Consider the following 16,129-nt stretch of genomic DNA (forward strand, 5'->3'; position numbering starts at 1 on the left):
CTCAGGAGGGCGGCGGCTTCGCCGTGTACGAGGAGGCGCGCGCACTGCTGGACTGGGGCTTCGCCGCCTCCGGACGCGTCGATCCGGTGGGTTCGCTGGACGCCCTGATCCCGCGTCCGCCCCACCCGGCCGCGTCCGCGCAGCCCGTGGCGGCCCCGCCGGCGCCTCCCGCCGGCACGGAATCCGACTGGCCGGACGCCGGGGTCGTCGCGGGCGCCGCCTGTCTCGGCGCCGCAGGCGTGGCACTGGCCCTGCGCGCCAAGGGCGGCCGGAAGGCGGACGGCTGACCGGCCGGCAGGCCGAGCAGCAGGCCCAGGGTGATCCACGTGTAGGCATTGCTGCCCAGGAACCCGTCGAGGCCGGACGCGTCGTCGTACCAGAGCCACACCACACTGGTGCACAGCATCGTGTACAGCGCGCCCGCCAGGCGCGGGTGACCGGCGCGGACCAGCACGGCGAAGGACGGCAGCAGCCACACCAGGTGGTGCACCCAGGTGATCGGGCTGACCAGGCAGGCGGTGAGGCCGGTGAGGGCGAAGGCGGCCGGCCAGTCCCCGGCCGCGACCGCTCCCCGCGACCGCCAGGCCCACACGCACAGCACCAGCAGCACGGCCGTCGCCCACACCGGACGGCCCGGTTCGCCGAGCCGGGCCAGCACCCCCTGGAGGGACTGGTTCGAGACGTAGTCCAGCCGGCCGACCCTGCCGGTGTCCCACAGCGCCTCGGTCCAGTAGAAGCGGGAGGCTCCGGGATCCGCCCAGGCCGCCAGCGCGGTCGCCCCGGCGGCGACCGCCGTCGCCAGCGCGGCGGCCCGCCACCGGCGGGCGAGCAGCAGCAGACCGATGAAGACGGCCGGGGTGAGCTTGATCGCGGCGGCCAGTCCGATACCGGCGCCCGCCCAGCGGCCCCGCCCGGTCGCGAGCAGCCGGCCGTCGGCCAGCACCAGGGCCAGCAGCAGCAGATTGACCTGGCCGAAGCTGAAGGTGTCGCGCAGCGGCTCGAACAGCGCGAGCAGACAGGCGGCCAGGGCCCAGCCGTACCAGCCGTGCCGTCGCCAGGCGGGTCCGGCCAGGATGCGCAGCACCACCGCCAGCGCCGCCAGGTTCAGCAGCAGGGACGCGGCGATCGCGGTGCGCAGGGGCAGGAGCGCCATCGGCAGCATGGCCAGGGCGGCGAACGGCGGGTAGGTGAAGCCGTACGGCGTCCCCGGCACGCGGTAGTCGTAGATCCGGCCGCCGTGGTGGACCCAGCCGTCCACGGCCCCGTAGTAGACGCGCAGGTCGAAGAAGCCGCGCAGCAGCGGCACGGTCGCGGTGAAGACCGTCACCGCGGCGCAGAGGGCCAGGACGAGGAGCACCCGCCCCCGGTCGGTGCCCGGCCCCCTCACGCCGCACGCCCCAGGGCCGGTGTCCGGGCCGCCTGGTGGGCCTGCGTCAGGACCACGACCGCGAGCACGCCCCCGGAGACGGCGAGCACCAGCTGACCGGTGTCCGCGGGGCCACCGCTGGGCAGCACCGCCAGCGCGAGCACGCCCGTGACCGCGGCCACCCGGCGCCGTACCGAGGTACTGGGCGCGGCGGCCGCGATCAGGAACAGGCCCCACAGGGCGTACCAGGGGCGGATCGCCGGGCCGAAGGCGGCCACGACGGCGAGGCTCAGGCCGAGCGCGTAGACCGGGGCGGGCCGCAGCCGCAGCCAGATGAGGAGGACCACGGCCGCGGTGACCGCGAGGCCGAGCACGTGCCAGGCCGGAACGGCCAGCGGGGCCAGGCCGCTGCCGAGGCGTTCGAGCAGGGCGGCGGTGGCTCGGCCGAGCAGGCTGGTGAGCGCCCAGTTGTGCGGGGAGACCGGTGTGTCCAGCGCGGTGATCCAGCCGTACCCGGTCCCGGCGACGGCGGTCGCGACGGCCGTGGTCGCGCCGGCCGCCAGTGAGGTCGTCAGCACGGCCCGCACCGGTCTGTGCCCCGCGCGTACCTGGACGACGACGACCGCCAGCAGGCCGAGCGCGGCGGGCGCCTTCACCAGGGCCGCGAGCGTCACGAGAACGGCGCCCAGGACGGGCCACCGGCCTGGGGCGTGTCGCAGCGCCGCCACCAGGCCCAATCCCAGCAGGCCGAGCATGATGGCGTCGTTGTGGGCCCCGGCCACCAGATGCAGCAGCACCAGCGGGTTCAGGGCGCCGAGCCACAGGGCGGCGGCCGGGTCGGCGCCGCTGTGCCGGGCGAGGCGGGGCAGCGCGGCGGCCATCAGGGCCACGCCGAGCAGCGCGAGGAGCCGCATCCCGAACAGCCCGGCGGGCAGCTCGCCCCGGGTCAGGCCGGCCAGGGCGGAGGCGACCGCCAGGAAGGCCGGTCCGTACGGGGCACCGGTGTTCCGCCACACCGGTGCGACCTCGTCGGCGAGCGGGCCGCCGAGCCGGGCCGGGCCGTGCGCGTACACGTCCATGTGGGCGTCGACCATGGCGCCCTGCGCGAGGTAGCTGTACACGTCCCGGCTGAACAGCGGCGGCGCCAGCAGCAGCGGGGCCGCCCACACGGCGAGGACCAGGAGCAGGGCCCGCGGGGTCGGCGGACGGTCGCCGCGCACCAGGCGTCCCAGCAGCAGCCAGGCCGCGATCAGCAGGACCACGCCGAAGTACACGCCGACCAGGCCGAGGGCGGCGCGGACGGAGGCGGGGGCGAGGAGTTCCCGCACGGGCAGGGCGCCGGCCGTCTCACCGCCCAGCGCGAGGCAGGCGGTACCGGCCAGGCCCAGTACCTGGCAGCGGCGGAGATCGACGGGAAAAGCCATGGCCAACACCGGGGCAGCGTGGCAACGCCGGATGGCCGGAAGGCGACCTGGCTCCCTCCGAAGGACGGCCTGCGCGTGACCGGGACGTGATCGGGCCCGAGGACTGTGCGGGGACTGTGGGGATCAGAAAGAGGATCAGAGGGAGGACCAGAGAGGATCAGAAAACCGACAGCCCGGTCAGGGTCGTGAACCGGTCGAGGGCCGCCACACCCGCCACGGAGTTGCCGCGCTCGTCGAGCCCCGGGCTCCACACGCACAGCGTGCAGCGGCCCGGTACGACCGCGATGATCCCGCCGCCCACCCCGCTCTTGCCGGGCAGGCCGACCCGGTAGGCGAAGTTCCCGGCCGCGTCGTACGTCCCGCAGGTCAGCATCACCGCGTTGACCTGCTTGGCCTGGCTGCGGGTGAGCAGGCGGGTGCCGTCGGCCCGGATGCCGTGCCGGGCCAGGAAGGTGGTGGCCAGGGCGAGGTCGGCGCAGGAGGCGGCGATGGAGCACTGCCGGAAGTACTGGTCGAGGAGGACCGGGACCGGGTTGTCGATGTTGCCGTAGGACGCCATGAAATGGGCGAGGGCGGCGTTGCGGTCACCGTGCGCGGTCTCGGACGCGGCGATGTCCTTGTCGAAGTCCAGGGCCGCGTTGCCGCTCTCGGCGCGCAGGAAGGCCAGCAGCTCGCCGGCCGCGTCGCCGGTACGGGTCTGGAGGCGGTCGGTGACGACGAGGGCGCCCGCGTTGATGAAGGGGTTCCGCGGGATGCCGTTCTCGTACTCCAGCTGCACCAGGGAGTTGAACGGGTTGCCGGAGGGCTCGCGGCCCACGTGCTCCCAGAGTGCGTCGCCCTCGCGGGCCAGGTCCAGGGCGAGGGTGAAGACCTTGGTGATGGACTGCGCCGAGAACGGCTGCCGCCAGTCCCCCACCCCGTAGACCGTGCCGTCCAGCTCGGCGACGGCCATGCCGAAGCGGCGCGGGTCGCAGGCCGCGAGCGCCGGGATGTAGTCGGCGGGACGCCCGCGGCCGGGCGTCCGCTCGATCTCCTCGGCGATGCGCTCCAGGACCGGCAGGAAGGTGAAGGACGACGTCGTTGTCATGATCACTATTGTGCCTCCGGCCGGTCCCGATGCGTCCATCGCCGCTGCGTCGGCGCAGGTCAGGTGAGGGGTGTCACGCTGCCCGCGAGGACCTCCGGGCGCAACAGGCCGGCGAGTGTCTCGGCGGGCAACAGGCCCTTCTCCAGCACCAGTTCGGCCACACCGCGGCCGGTGGCGAGGGCCTCCTTGGCGATGTCGGTGGCGGCCGTGTACCCGATGTGCGGGTTGAGGGCGGTGACCAGACCGATGGAGTTCTCGACGGTGGCGCGCAGGGCCTCGGTGTTGGCGGTGATGCCGTTCACGCAGCGCTCGGCGAGCGTGAGGCAGGCGGTCCGCAGGTGCGTGATGCTCTCGGAGAGGGAGTGCAGGATGATCGGCTCGAAGGCGTTGAGCTGGAGCTGTCCGGCCTCGGCGGCCATGGTGATGGCGACGTCGTTGCCGATCACCTCGAAGGCGACCTGGTTGACGACCTCGGGGATCACCGGGTTGACCTTCCCCGGCATGATGCTCGAACCGGCCTGCACCGGCGGCAGGTTGATCTCGCCGAGGCCCGCGCGGGGCCCGGAGGACAGCAGGCGCAGGTCGTTGCAGCTCTTGCTCAGCTTGACCGCGACGCGCTTGAGCACGCCGGACATCTGGACGAACGCGCCGCAGTCCTGGGTGGCCTCGACCAGGTTGGCGGCGGTGACCAGGGGCAGGCCGGTGATCGCGGCGAGGTGCCGGCGGGCGGACTCGGCGTACCCCGCGGGGGCGTTGAGCCCGGTGCCGATCGCGGTGGCGCCCAGATTGATCTCGTGGATCAGCTCGACGGCCTCCGCGAGCCTGCTGCGGTCCTCGTCGAGCATGACCGCGAACGCCGAGAACTCCTGGCCCAGCGTCATCGGCACCGCGTCCTGCAACTGCGTGCGCCCCATCTTCAGCACGTCCCGGAACTCGACCGCCTTGCGGGCGAAGGAGTCCTGCAGCACGGCCATCGCCTCGAGCAGCCCGCGCACCGCGAAGACGGTCGCGATCTTCACGGCGGTGGGGTAGACGTCGTTCGTCGACTGGCCGAGGTTGACGTCCTCGTTGGGGTGCAGATGCGCGTACCGCCCCTTCTCGTACCCCAGCAGTTCCAGCGCCCGGTTCGCGACGACCTCGTTGGCGTTCATGTTGGTGGACGTGCCCGCGCCGCCCTGGATGACGTCCACGACGAACTGGTCGTGCAGCTTGCCGTCCCGGATCTCCCGGCACGCCTCGACGATGGCGGCCGCCTTCTTCGGCTCCAGCAGCCCGAGTTCGTCGTTCGCCAGCGCGGCGGCCTCCTTCACGGCGGCCAGGGCGTCGATCAGATGCGGGTAGGCGGAGATCGGCGTGCCGGTGATCGGGAAGTTCTCCGTGGCGCGCAGGGTGTGGACACCCCAGTACGCGTCGGCGGGGACGTCACGGTCTCCGAGCAGGTCGTGTTCGGTGCGGGTGGTGGCAGCGGCGGTCATGGGGTGCGGGCCTCTTTCGGAGGTACGGAGGTGAGGGTGGGGTGGGCGGCGTGGGTGACCGCGCGGGGTTCGCCGGGGATGGCGGGGGCGGCTGACCGCCGGTGAGGGGGCGGGCCGTGGCTGGGTTCGCCGCGGACACCGCCCGCCGGCCGGACCCGGCCGACGCCACGGACGTGCCCCGGCGTTCACACTCGACGGACACCGCGGACGCCGCCCGAGGACCGGCCCCGGCCGGCACCACGAACACCGCCCGCCGAGCCGACCGCCCAAGCGCCGCGGACAACACCGCCGACCCCGCCGAAGCCGAGCGCCGCGGCTACGCGCAAGCCGTGAGCGGGACCGGGTCCAGGGCGCGGACCGCGCGTACGCAGCCCACGGGTTCGCCGCCGCCGAGCAGCGGCTCGCCCGCGAACTCGGTGAGGTGGGCGGGGTCGACGCCCGCGCGGGCGAGGGCGGCGGCGGCGACCGGGACGCGGGCCCGGCTGGCACCGTCGGCGATCTTGACGGCTACGGCCCGGCCGTCCGGGAGGGCGGCGACCTGGACGCCCTCGAAGCCGTCCTTGGCCAGCAGGCCGGGCACGGCCCGCATCAGGGCGGCCACGTCACGGCCGGAGCCGGAGGCCATCTCGGCGTGCTCGCGCATGGCGTCGGCCACCTGGGCCTCGGCCGTGCTGGGCGCCGCGGTGGTGATCCGGGCGGCGGCCCGGGCGAGGCCGTGCAGGGAGACGGAGAACAGCGGGGCGCCGCAGCCGTCGACGGTCACGCGGGCGATGCGCTGGCCGGTGAGGTCCTCGACGGTCTCCGCGATCGCCCGCTGGAGGGGGTGCGCGGGGTCCAGATAGTCCTTCAGGGACCAGCCGTTGAGCTTGGCGGTCCACAGCATCGCCGCGTGCTTGCCGGAGCAGTTCTGGGCGAGCCGGTTGGGCAGGCGGCCCTCCCGGACCCAGGCGTCCCGGACGACGGGGTCGAACGGCAGGTCGGGGACGTTGCGCAGGTCGTCCTCGGTGAGCCCGGCGAGTTCGAGGATCCGCCGGGTGCCGGCGAGGTGGTACTCCTCGCCGGAGTGGCTCGCCGCGGCCAGGGACAGCAGGGCGCCGTCGAGCGGCAGCCCGAGCCGCGCCATGGCCACGGCCTGCACGGGCTTGAGGGCCGAGCGGGGGTAGAAGGCCGCCTCGATGTCGCCGAGTTGCAGCCGGACCTGTCCGTCGCCGTCGAGGACGACGACGGAACCGTAGTGGACGCCCTCGACGATCCCGCCGCGTATCAGGTGGGCGACGGGAGCGTGGAGCGGCTCGCGGACGAGGGGTGCCTCCGCGGGGAAACTGCTGTACATCACTGCCTGTATCACTGGTTGGGTGTGGTGGACTGGCGCGCCGTACGGCCGCGGATGGCGTACCAGCCGGCGACCAGCGCTGCGACGATCAGCGGCAGGCACAGCACGGTGGTGCGTCCGGCGCCGCCGTCGGCGTACATCAGGACCAGGACGGAGGCGAGGAACGCCAGCGTCACGAGTTCGGTCCAGGGCGAACCCGGCAGCCGGTACCCGGGCCGGGTCAGTTCGCCCTTCTGGGTCTTCCGCCAGAAGAACAGGTGACAGATCATGATCATGCCCCAGGTGGCAAGGATACCGATCGCCGCGAAGTTGAGCACGATCTCGAAGGCGTCCGCGGGGACGACGAAGTTGAGGCCGACGCCCAGGACACAGATACCGCTGGTGAGCAGGATCCCGCCGTACGGCACCTGGCTGCGGCTCATCCGCGCGGTGAACTTCGGGGCCGAGCCGCTGACCGCCATCGAGCGCAGGATGCGGCCGGTGGAGTACAGGCCGGAGTTGAGCGAGGACATCGCCGCGGTGAGGACGACCAGGTTCATCACGCCGCCGGCCGCCGGGACACCGATGTGGGACAGCACGGTGACGAAGGGGCTCTCCCCCGCCGTGTACTTGTTCCAGGGCAGCAGCATCGACAGCAGGACGACCGAACCGACGTAGAACAGGCCCACCCGCCACATGATCGAGTTGATCGCCTTCGGCATGATCTTCTCGGGGTTCTCGGTCTCACCGGCCGCGACACCGACCAGCTCGACGGAGGCGTAGGCGAAGACGACGCCCTGGATGATCAGCAGCATGGGCATCAGCCCGTTGGGGAACAGGCCGCCGTTGTCGGTGATCAGTGACGGGCCGGGGTGGCTGCCGTCGACCGGGTGCTGGGTGACCAGCAGGTAGATGCCGATGCACATGAAGACGACGAGCGCGCTGACCTTGACGATCGCGAACCAGAACTCCATCTCGCCGAAGATCTTCACCGAGATCAGGTTCACGGTGAGGACCACGGCCAGGGCGATCAGCGCGATCACCCACTGCGGGATGTCGGAGAACATGCCCCAGTAGTGGGTGTAGGTGGCCACCGCGGTGATGTCGGCGATGCCGGTGGTCGCCCAGTTCAGGAAGTACATCCAGCCCGCGGTGTACGCGCCCTTCTCGCCGAGGAACTCCCGGGCGTACGACACGAAGGCGCCGGAGGACGGCCGGTAGAGCACGAGTTCGCCGAGGGCGCGGACGACGAGGAAGGCGAAGACGCCGCAGACCGCGTACGCGACGAACAGGGAGGGTCCGGCGTCGGCGAGACGGCCGCCGGCGCCGAGGAAGAGGCCGGTGCCGATGGCGCCGCCGATGGCGATCATGTTGACGTGCCGGGACTTCAGGGACTTGCTGTAGCCCGCGTCTCCGGCGTCGACGTGACCGGACGAGGGGCGCGTCTCTTCTTTGAGGTGCTCGCTCACGCCTCGGGTCCGCCTTCCGTGGGGGTGTCCGTGCGCGGGGAGCGCACGATGTCGGTCAGGGTCGTCTCGACGCGGTCGAGATGGTGGCTCATGGCCTCCACCGCGTCGTGTTCGCAGCCGTCGGCCAGCGCCTCGACGATCGCCCGGTGCTCGCGGTTGGACTGCTCACGGCGGCCGCCCAGCTCGTTGAGGAAGGCCGACTGACGCGCCAGTGCGTCACGGATCTCCTCGATGACCCGGCGGAAGACCGGGTTCTGGGCGGCCTCGGCCACGGCGAGGTGGAAGAGGGTGTCCATCGCGACCCACGCGGTGGTGTCCGTCTCCCGCTCCATGCGGTCGAGCAGATGGGCGAGGTGGTCGAGGTTCTCGGGGGTGCGGCGCGCGGCCGCGTACCCGGCGACCGGGATCTCGATGTGCCGGCGCACCTCGAGCAGGTCGCTGGCCGCGTAGTCGCCGAAGGTGGGATCTTCGACGGCACTGGCCACGACGAAGGTGCCCTTGCCGGTCCGGGAGACCGTCAGGCCCATCGTCTGCAGGGCCCGCAGCGCCTCGCGGAGCACGGGCCGGGACACCTCGAGCGTGCGGCAGAGCTCCGCCTCGGAGGGGAGCTTGTCGCCGATCGCGTACTCGCCGCGTTCGATGGCACCGCGGAGGTGGCCGAGTACGGCTTCCATGGCGCTGACGCGCCGGGGAACCGGGCCACCTGTCTGGCTGTCTGACAGGTTCACGGGCTCGATCCTGCGGGTTGCGGGACGGCAGTGTCAAGGCACCTGGAAAGGAAACATTCACGGGGTGTGATGCATGAAACTCTGCATCACACCCCGTGGGAGATCACGGACGGCCTCAGGCCGACGGCCTCAGGCCCGTCAGCCGTCGAGGACCCCGGAGCCCAGCAGGCCGAAGAGGGCCACGCCGATGACGATCCGGTACAGCACGAAGGCGTTGAAGGAGTGCTTGGCGACGAACTTCAGCAGCCAGGCGATGGAGGCGTAGGCGACCACGAAGGAGACGACCGTGCCGACCACCAGCGGGGCGGCGCCCACACCCGTCCCCAGGGCGTCCTTCAGCTCGTACAGGCCGGCACCGGTCAGGGCCGGGATGCCGAGGAAGAAGGACAGCCGGGTGGCGGCCACGCGGTCCAGGTCGAGGATGAGCGCGGTGGACATGGTGGCGCCGGAGCGGGAGAAGCCGGGGAAGAGCAGGGCGAGGATCTGGGAGCAGCCGACCAGCATCGCGTCCTTGAACGAGGTGTCGTCCTCGCCGCGCTTGTGCCGGCCCATCTGGTCCGCGGCCCACATCACACCGGACCCGACGATCAACGAGCCCGCGACCACCCACAGCGAGGCGAGCGGGCCCTCGATCAGCGGCTTGGCGGCCAGGCCCACCGCGACGATCGGGATGGTCGCGTAGATCACCCACCAGGCGAACTTGTAGTCGTGGTGGTAGCGCTCCTCCTTGTTGCGGATGCCGCGGCCCCAGGCGGAGACGATCCGCACGATGTCCTTGAAGAAGTACACCAGCACGGCGGCGATGGCGCCGACCTGGATGACCGCCGAGAAGCCGACCACGGACTTGTCGTCGACGGGGATGTGCATGAGCCCCTCGGTGATCTTGAGGTGGCCGGTCGAGGACACGGGGAGGAATTCGGTCACCCCCTCGACGACACCGAGGACGACGGCTTGACCGACGGAGATGGCGCTCATGGGATCCAGTTCTGCTCAGGAGTTGGTCGACAGTGCTGTAGACAGTCTTACTATGCCCGGTTGTGCGGCTGGTGCCTACGCCCACACCGTCTGGGCGAGCGACACACCGGCGAAGGCCGCACCGAGACCCACCGCCACGCTCGCGAGGGCATTGGCGGCAGCGTAGAGCCCCGCACCGGTCTCGGTCAGCCTCAGAGTCTCCCAGGAGAAGGTCGAGTACGTCGTCAGCGCCCCGCACAGGCCGGTGCCCAGCAGCAGCCGGAGGTGCGGATCGGCCGAGGACGCCCCGGTCAGCACGCCCAGGACCAGGCAGCCGGTGACGTTCACCACGAACGTGCCCCAGGGCAGGCGCGAGTCGTGCCGGGACTGCACCGCACGGTCGGTCAGGTAGCGCAGCGGCGCACCGACCATGGCCCCGAGGACGACCAACAGCCAGTTCACAACGACCTCTTACCCTTCTCGTCCGTTTTGCCCGGACTTGCGCCCTGGTTCGGGCCCGCCTCGCGGCTTCAGGACGCCGCGGGTCGCCGCAGCGGCGGCCCACACCGCCGTCAGGGCCGCGAGCAGGGTCGCGGCGAGATAGGCCAGCGCCGTGCCGGGCCGGCCGCCGTCGAGCAGCCGCTGGATGTCGACGGCGTAGGTGGAGAAGGTGGTGAAGCCGCCGAGCACGCCGGTGCCGAAGAACGGGCGGACGAGGGGGTGGGCGGCCCACACCTCGCTGATGACCACCATGAACACACCGATCACGGCGCAGCCGCCGACGTTGGTCCAGAAGGTCGCCCAGGGGAAGCCGCCGGGGGGCGTGGGCCATGCCAGGGACAGTGCGTAGCGGGCCGTCGCGCCGAGCGCGCCGCCGAGTGCGACCACCGCGACCACGGGTGCCTGCGCGCGCCAGGCCGGTCGCCGCACGGGGCCGGACTGGACGCGGAGGCTCTCGGCTTCCGGGGCTGTCATGGTCGAACGTCTCCTGATCCGGCCCCGTCGACTGGATCACGGCCGGGCATCAGGGTACCGCCCGGGTGTACCCGCGGGTCACCTCGCGGCGGGCACCTCACAGACCGCGACTCCGCGCTCCCACAGGCTGCCCAGGACCAGGTGGCCGTCGGTCTCGCAGACGCTGGTGACCATGCGGAAGCCGGAGCGGCGGCGGGTGAGGTGGTGGACCGTGGTGCCGTCGTCGTCGACGGCCAGGACGCCGGCGTAGCCCGTCGGGCGATAGGGGGCGTGCGCGGCGGCCCGGGCCGCGGCGCGGCGTACGGCGGGCGGGGTGCGGTGCAGCAGGTCCAGCGGCGGGACGGGCGGTCCGGCCAGGGCCACCCAGATCGGGCCGGACTTCCCGGCGCGCCAGATGTTGTCGGGCATGCCCGGGAGGCCGTCGGCGAAGGGCTCGGCGGTGCCCGCCCAGGGGCCGGTGAGCCGGACGCGGGTCAGCCGGCGGGCGCCGGTCTCGGCCACGACCAGGAAGGACTCGTCCGCGCTCGGGGCGACGCCGTTGGCGAACTGCAGCCCCTCCAGCAGCACCTCGGGGCTGCCACCGCCGGGCGGGAGGCGCAGCAGGCGTCCGGTGCCGGAGTGTTCGGCCAGGTCGGCCATCCAGTGCCGCAGCGGGTGGCGGCGGCTGGAGACGGTGAAGCAGAGGCTGCCGTCGGACAGGGCCACCACGTTGCTGCAGAACCGCAGCGGCTCCCCCGCCACCGAGTCGGCCAGCACATGGACGGAGCCGTCGCCCGGTCCGACGCGCAGCAGGCCCCGTTCGGCGTCGCACACGATCAGGTCGCCGTCCGGGAGGAGTTCGAGGCCGAGGGGCCGGCCGCCGGTGTCGGCGAGCACTTCGACGCGGGCCGTGCCGGGGTCGGCCAGGCCGTCGAGGCGGAGGATGCGGCCGTCCTCCACGCCGGTCAGGACGCGGCCCCGGTCGTCGGCCACCACGTCCTCGGGGCCCCGGCCGCCGATCGCCACGTAATGGCGGGGAACGAGTTCCGTGGGACGGTCCATGCGCGCCTGCCCTTCGCTGTCGAACGCTGGTGAAGTCCCATGCTCGCTGCTCGTGGGTGCCCCTACCAGCCCTTCTCGAACATCCGGGCCACCTCGGCGATCCGTACCTCGTCGCGCCGGTAGTAGGTGCGGCGCCGGATCCGTTTGGCGCGCAGCAGGCCGATGCGGGTCAGCAGGCCGAGGTGGGTCTCGGCGGCCCGGCGGGACACGCCGAGTTTGGCGGCGACGGCGTGTGCGGTGACGCCGTCCTCGGTCAGGTCGGCGTGGCGTTGCGGTGGGAAGTGCGCGGCCGGGTCCTTGAGCCACTCCAGGATCTCCAGGCGTCGTTCGCCCGTGGGAGTCCTCAGCATCGCATCGCCTCCGTCCGCGCCTCCCCGTGTTCGGTCTTCCCACTCTCCCGCAGCCGCTACCACCGCGTACGACAGTCGTCGACCCTTGTCCGGTACCGAACGGCCCTGCTGGACAGCGGAGTTGGCGATCGGGCCCGGTAGGGGAGCCAGAAGGGCCCGGCCGCCCCCACGCGGCCGGGCCCGTCGGGGTGGTTCAGCGGTGGCTGAACCACGTCATGGAGGACAGGGCCTTGTCGTCGTAGCCGAACAGGGCCTGGTTCTCCCAGCCGTTGCCGGAGGTGGCGTCGGCGGGGTCCCAGCCGTTGCCGGTGACGGCGGTCCAGGTGGCCTCCCAGTAGAAGACGCCGAGGCCGCGGCCGTTCGGGACGGCTTCCACGATGCTGGCCACGTCGTTCATCCACCGGGTCTGCCCGGCGACGGTGGCCGGGTAGCCGGTGACGAGTTCGCCGGTGGTGTCGATCTGGTTGGTGAGCGAGTCGTCGCTGTCGAGGCGGAAGGGGTAGGCCGTCTCGGCGATGAAGACCGGCTTGCCGTAGCGGGCGGCGGCGTCGTCCAGGGTGGTCTGCGCGGCGGCCAGTGAGCCGTGCCAGTAGCCGTAGTACGACAGGCCGATCACGTCGTAGTCGATGCCGTACGTCTTGGCGTTGTCGAACCACCAGCGGACGGTGGCGTCGTCACCGGCGTTCGCCAGGTGCAGCGCGACCCGCGTGCTCGAGGACACCGCCTTCGTGGCGCTGTAGCCGGAGTTGATCAGGCCGGCGAGCTGCGACCAGTTGTCGGTGGAGCCCTCGGACCACAGCATGCCGCCGTTGATCTCGTTGCCGATCTGCACCATGTCGGCGGTGGTGCCCTGCGCCTTCAGCGCGTTGAGGACGTCGTACGTGTGGTTGTAGACGTCGGTCTTGAGCTGACTGTAGGAGTGCGAGGCCCAGGCGGCGGGCTTGGTCTGCTTGCCCGGGTCGGCCCAGGTGTCCGAGTAGTGGAAGTCGACCAGCAGTTTCATGCCGGCGGCCTTGATGCGCTTGGCCATGGCCAGTACGCGCGTCTTGTTGTTGTAGCCGTCGGCCGGGTCGACCCAGACCTTCAGGCGCGCGTAGTTCATCCCGGCGTTCTTCAGGATGGTGACCGCGTCACCGGTGCTGCCGGAACTCGTCTTGTACACACCGCCCTTGGCCTCGCTCTTGGCGAGGGAGGAGATGTCGGCGCCCTTGACGGCGAGGCCGGTCCTGCCCGAGGTGAAGCTCAGGTCGTCGACGTTGATCCAGTTGCCCGCGTTGGCGTCGGAGTTGATGCTGATGGTGCACTGGTTGCCGGTCACCGCGACGGAGGTGACGATGCGGACCCAGCTGCCGGTGGACACCGGCAGGTCGGTGCGCTGCTCCGGACTCCCGCAGTTCTTCAGGGATATGTAGGCGGAGTTCTGCCCGCCGCTGGAGCGGACCCAGGCGGTGAGGGTGTAGGTGCCGTTGGTCAGCCCGGACAGGTACTGGTAGGTCTCCACCTTGTAGGCGGAGGCCGAGTAGTGGCTGAGCCGGTAGCTCCCGCCGTGGCCGCCGGACTCGGTGTACGAGGCGCCGGTGTCGCCGTACTCCGACCAGCCGCTTGGCGTGGCCGCGCCGGTGCCGTCGGACTCGAAGCCGCCGTTGGTGAGGGTGCTCGCCGCCTGGGCGGTCTGGGCGGGCAGGGCGGTGAGGGCGAGCCCGGCCGCGAGCGGCAGCAGCAGGGTCCTCAGGGTGCGTCTGGGATGGAACATCGTCGTCCGTCGTCCCTTCGACGTGATGGGTTGGGGGTGTCCTCCGTGGGGGGTGCCCTCTGTGGGAGTGGGAGGAGAGCCCCTCCGCCCGCGGCTCGTACGGCTCGCGCGGGCGGAGGGGAGCGGATGGGGCCTTGGCGACAGGGCCTAGCCGTCGAGTCGTACGACCCGGACGGCTCCCGCGGGGACCGCGAGGCGGCCCGCGGCGCGTTCGCCCGTCAGCAGTTCGGTGCCGGGGGTGTCCAGCGGCACCTTGGCGTCGGTGGCGGTGTGGTTGATCGCGAACAGGAAGGTACGGGTGCCCGACTCGTCGGTGCGGCGCACCACTTCGACGTCCCGGGGCAGGTCGGCGCGCGGCGCGATACGGGCGTCCGCGGCGGCCCGGGCGAGCACCTCGTCGAGGCCGTGGGTGTCGAGGCGGGTGGAAACGTACCAGGCGGTGCCCTCACCGAGCCGGTGCCGGGTGACGGCGGGGCGGCCGGCGGTGAGGCCGTCGGCGTACGTCCAGACGGTCTCGGCGCCGCGCGGCACCACGAACTCCGTCCACACGTCCCCGGTGAGCTCACAGGCGTCGGGGCCGGTGACGCGTACCCGCTGGTTCCCGAGCAGGGGCGAGAACTCCTCCACGGTCAGCCCGAGGACGTCCCGCAGCGGGCCCGGGTAGGCGCCGTCGTGCACGGAGTCGTGCTCGTCGACGATGCCGGAGAAGTACGACACCACGAGGGTGCCGCCGCCCGCCACGTACTCCTTGAGGTTGTTCCCGGCGGCCTCCGTCATCAGGTACAGCGCCGGTACGACGACAAGGGGGTAACTCGACAAGTCGGCTTCGGGGTGGGCGAAGTCGACGGTGAGGTGGCGGTCGTAGAGGGCCTCGTAGAAGGAGTCGGCGCGCTCGCGCGGGTCGTGGTCCTCGCTCGGGCGCCACTGGAGGTTCTGCGCCCACCAGGACTGCCAGTCCCACAGGACGGCCACGTCGGCCCGGGTTCGGGTGCCGCGGATCTGGCTCAGCGAGTCGATGCTCGCGCCGAGTTCCACGACCTCGCGCCACACGCGGGTCCCGGTGCCGCCGTGCGGCAGCATCGCCGAGTGGAACTTCTCGGCGCCACGCCTGGACTGCCGCCACTGGAAGAACATGGCGCCCTCCGAGCCGCGTGCGACATGTGCGAGGGAGTTGCGGGCCATCTCGCCGGGGGCCTTGGCCGGGTTGCGGGGCTGCCAGTTGACGCCCGAGGTGGAGTGCTCCAGGAGCAGCCAGGGGGCTCCCCCGGCGACCGAGCGGGTGAGGTCGGCGGCCATCGCGAGGTTGACGTGGGTGCGGCGGCCGTCGGTGATCAGGTAGTGGTCGTTGGTGACGAGGTCGACCTCACGGCCCCACGCCCAGTAGTCCATGGAGTCGCACTGGCTGAGCGCGGTCATGAAGTTGGTGGTGACCGGGATGCCGGGCGAGAGGCGGTGCAGGATGTCCCGCTCCATGCGGAAGTTCTCGCGGATGGTGGCGTCGGCGAACCGCTTGTAGTCCAGCGCCTGGCCCGGGTTGCCGACCGTCGGGGTCGCGCGCGGCGGGTTGATCTGGTCGAGGCCGGTGTAGTGCTGGCCCCAGAAGGCGGTGCCCCAGGCCTCGTTGACCGCGTCGACGCCGCCGTAGGTGTCCGCGAGCCAGCGGCGGAAGTGGGCGGCGCAGGAGTCGCAGTAGCAGGCGGAGACGGGGACGCCGTACTCGTTGTGGACGTGCCACATCGCCAGGGCCGGGTGGTCGCCGTAGCGCTCGGCGAGCTTCGTGGTGATGTTCGCGGCGGCGGCACGGTAGTCGGCGTTGCTGTGGCAGATCGCTCCGCGTGAGCCGAACTCGTGGCGCACGCCCTCGGCGGTGACCGGCAGGGCCTCGGGATGCGCCCGGTAGAACCAGGCGGGCGGCACCACGGTGGGCGTGCCGAGGTCGACGCGGATGCCGCCCTCGTGCAGCAGGTCCAGGATCCGGTCCAGCCAGCCGAAGTCGTACTCCCCGGGGGCGGGCTCCAGCAGCGCCCAGGAGAAGATCCCGGCGCTCACCATCGTGACGCCGGCCTCCCGCATCAGCCGGACGTCATCGAGCCAGACGCTTTCCGGCCACTGCTCGGGGTTGTAGTCCCCACCGAAGGCGAGCCTGGTGAGGCCCCTGGGGGTGGTCTCCGGCATGGATCTCTCCCGGGTTATCG

At 72.0% G+C, this 16,129-nt stretch carries 14 protein-coding genes; all 14 read right to left on the reverse strand.

The features are described from left to right. Window position 1: 1 nt before the first annotated feature. Window positions 2-1,387, reverse strand: a complete 1,386-nt coding sequence (locus tag ACH45E_RS01585; protein ID WP_361436337.1) for a glycosyltransferase 87 family protein — start codon at window positions 1,385-1,387, stop codon at window positions 2-4. Beyond that, window positions 1,384-2,790: a polyprenol phosphomannose-dependent alpha 1,6 mannosyltransferase MptB gene (mptB, locus tag ACH45E_RS01590; RefSeq protein ID WP_361436335.1), complete on the reverse strand. Its 1,407-nt coding sequence runs from the start codon at window positions 2,788-2,790 to the stop codon at window positions 1,384-1,386. The genes ACH45E_RS01585 and mptB overlap by 4 nt, the downstream gene beginning before the upstream one ends. Window positions 2,791-2,947: 157 nt before the next feature. After that, entirely contained in the window at window positions 2,948-3,877 is a 930-nt protein-coding gene (locus tag ACH45E_RS01595) for a glutaminase (protein WP_361436333.1), read from the reverse strand. Between the two features lie 59 nt (window positions 3,878-3,936). After that, on the reverse strand, window positions 3,937-5,352 hold the full coding sequence (gene aspA, locus ACH45E_RS01600) for an aspartate ammonia-lyase (protein WP_361436331.1): 1,416 nt from the start codon (window positions 5,350-5,352) through the stop codon (window positions 3,937-3,939). 316 nt (window positions 5,353-5,668) lie between these two features. Then, window positions 5,669-6,685: an asparaginase gene (locus tag ACH45E_RS01605; protein ID WP_361436329.1), complete on the reverse strand. Its 1,017-nt coding sequence runs from the start codon at window positions 6,683-6,685 to the stop codon at window positions 5,669-5,671. Window positions 6,686-6,696: 11 nt separating this feature from the next. Continuing rightward, a complete protein-coding gene (locus ACH45E_RS01610) occupies window positions 6,697-8,133 on the reverse strand; it encodes an amino acid permease (RefSeq protein ID WP_361436327.1) in 1,437 nt (478 codons plus the stop codon). Continuing rightward, on the reverse strand, window positions 8,130-8,807 hold the full coding sequence (locus tag ACH45E_RS01615; RefSeq protein ID WP_361436891.1) for a FadR/GntR family transcriptional regulator: 678 nt from the start codon (window positions 8,805-8,807) through the stop codon (window positions 8,130-8,132). The genes ACH45E_RS01610 and ACH45E_RS01615 overlap by 4 nt, the downstream gene beginning before the upstream one ends. 192 nt (window positions 8,808-8,999) lie before the next feature. Further along, window positions 9,000-9,836, reverse strand: coding sequence for an undecaprenyl-diphosphate phosphatase (locus tag ACH45E_RS01620; RefSeq protein ID WP_361436325.1), 837 nt, complete (start codon window positions 9,834-9,836; stop codon window positions 9,000-9,002). A 75-nt stretch (window positions 9,837-9,911) separates the two neighbouring features. Further along, window positions 9,912-10,277: a fluoride efflux transporter CrcB gene (gene crcB / locus ACH45E_RS01625; RefSeq protein WP_361436323.1), complete on the reverse strand. Its 366-nt coding sequence runs from the start codon at window positions 10,275-10,277 to the stop codon at window positions 9,912-9,914. A 9-nt stretch (window positions 10,278-10,286) separates the two neighbouring features. After that, window positions 10,287-10,790 carry a fluoride efflux transporter CrcB gene (gene crcB, locus ACH45E_RS01630; protein ID WP_361436321.1) on the reverse strand — a complete coding sequence of 168 codons (504 nt, stop codon included), beginning with the start codon at window positions 10,788-10,790 and terminating at the stop codon, window positions 10,287-10,289. Between the two features lie 78 nt (window positions 10,791-10,868). Beyond that, complete coding sequence (locus ACH45E_RS01635; RefSeq protein ID WP_361436319.1) at window positions 10,869-11,831, reverse strand: SMP-30/gluconolactonase/LRE family protein; 963 nt, start codon at window positions 11,829-11,831, stop codon at window positions 10,869-10,871. 62 nt (window positions 11,832-11,893) lie between these two features. Further along, window positions 11,894-12,181 carry an ArsR family transcriptional regulator gene (locus ACH45E_RS01640; protein ID WP_361436317.1) on the reverse strand — a complete coding sequence of 96 codons (288 nt, stop codon included), beginning with the start codon at window positions 12,179-12,181 and terminating at the stop codon, window positions 11,894-11,896. A gap of 193 nt (window positions 12,182-12,374) precedes the next feature. Then, on the reverse strand, window positions 12,375-13,934 hold the full coding sequence (locus ACH45E_RS01645) for a glycosyl hydrolase 53 family protein (RefSeq protein WP_361436315.1): 1,560 nt from the start codon (window positions 13,932-13,934) through the stop codon (window positions 12,375-12,377). A gap of 147 nt (window positions 13,935-14,081) precedes the next feature. Then, window positions 14,082-16,109 (reverse strand): beta-galactosidase, encoded by a 2,028-nt coding sequence (locus ACH45E_RS01650; protein WP_361436313.1) that lies wholly within the window; start codon window positions 16,107-16,109, stop codon window positions 14,082-14,084. Window positions 16,110-16,129 lie beyond the last annotated feature (20 nt).

The organism is Streptomyces sp. NPDC020299 (genome assembly GCF_044387825.1).
GTDB lineage: Bacteria > Actinomycetota > Actinomycetes > Streptomycetales > Streptomycetaceae > Streptomyces.

Coding starts and splice junctions, on each gene's coding strand:
- mptB (WP_361436335.1), bottom strand. CDS start 2,790: ATGGCTTTTCCCGTCGATCTCCGCCGCTGCCAGGTACTGGGCCTGGCC.
- ACH45E_RS01595 (WP_361436333.1), bottom strand. CDS start 3,877: ATGACAACGACGTCGTCCTTCACCTTCCTGCCGGTCCTGGAGCGCATC.
- aspA (WP_361436331.1), bottom strand. CDS start 5,352: ATGACCGCCGCTGCCACCACCCGCACCGAACACGACCTGCTCGGAGAC.
- ACH45E_RS01605 (WP_361436329.1), bottom strand. CDS start 6,685: ATGTACAGCAGTTTCCCCGCGGAGGCACCCCTCGTCCGCGAGCCGCTC.
- ACH45E_RS01615 (WP_361436891.1), bottom strand. CDS start 8,807: ATGGAAGCCGTACTCGGCCACCTCCGCGGTGCCATCGAACGCGGCGAG.
- ACH45E_RS01620 (WP_361436325.1), bottom strand. CDS start 9,836: ATGAGCGCCATCTCCGTCGGTCAAGCCGTCGTCCTCGGTGTCGTCGAG.
- crcB (WP_361436321.1), bottom strand. CDS start 10,790: ATGACAGCCCCGGAAGCCGAGAGCCTCCGCGTCCAGTCCGGCCCCGTG.
- ACH45E_RS01635 (WP_361436319.1), bottom strand. CDS start 11,831: ATGGACCGTCCCACGGAACTCGTTCCCCGCCATTACGTGGCGATCGGC.
- ACH45E_RS01640 (WP_361436317.1), bottom strand. CDS start 12,181: ATGCTGAGGACTCCCACGGGCGAACGACGCCTGGAGATCCTGGAGTGG.
- ACH45E_RS01645 (WP_361436315.1), bottom strand. CDS start 13,934: ATGTTCCATCCCAGACGCACCCTGAGGACCCTGCTGCTGCCGCTCGCG.
- ACH45E_RS01650 (WP_361436313.1), bottom strand. CDS start 16,109: ATGCCGGAGACCACCCCCAGGGGCCTCACCAGGCTCGCCTTCGGTGGG.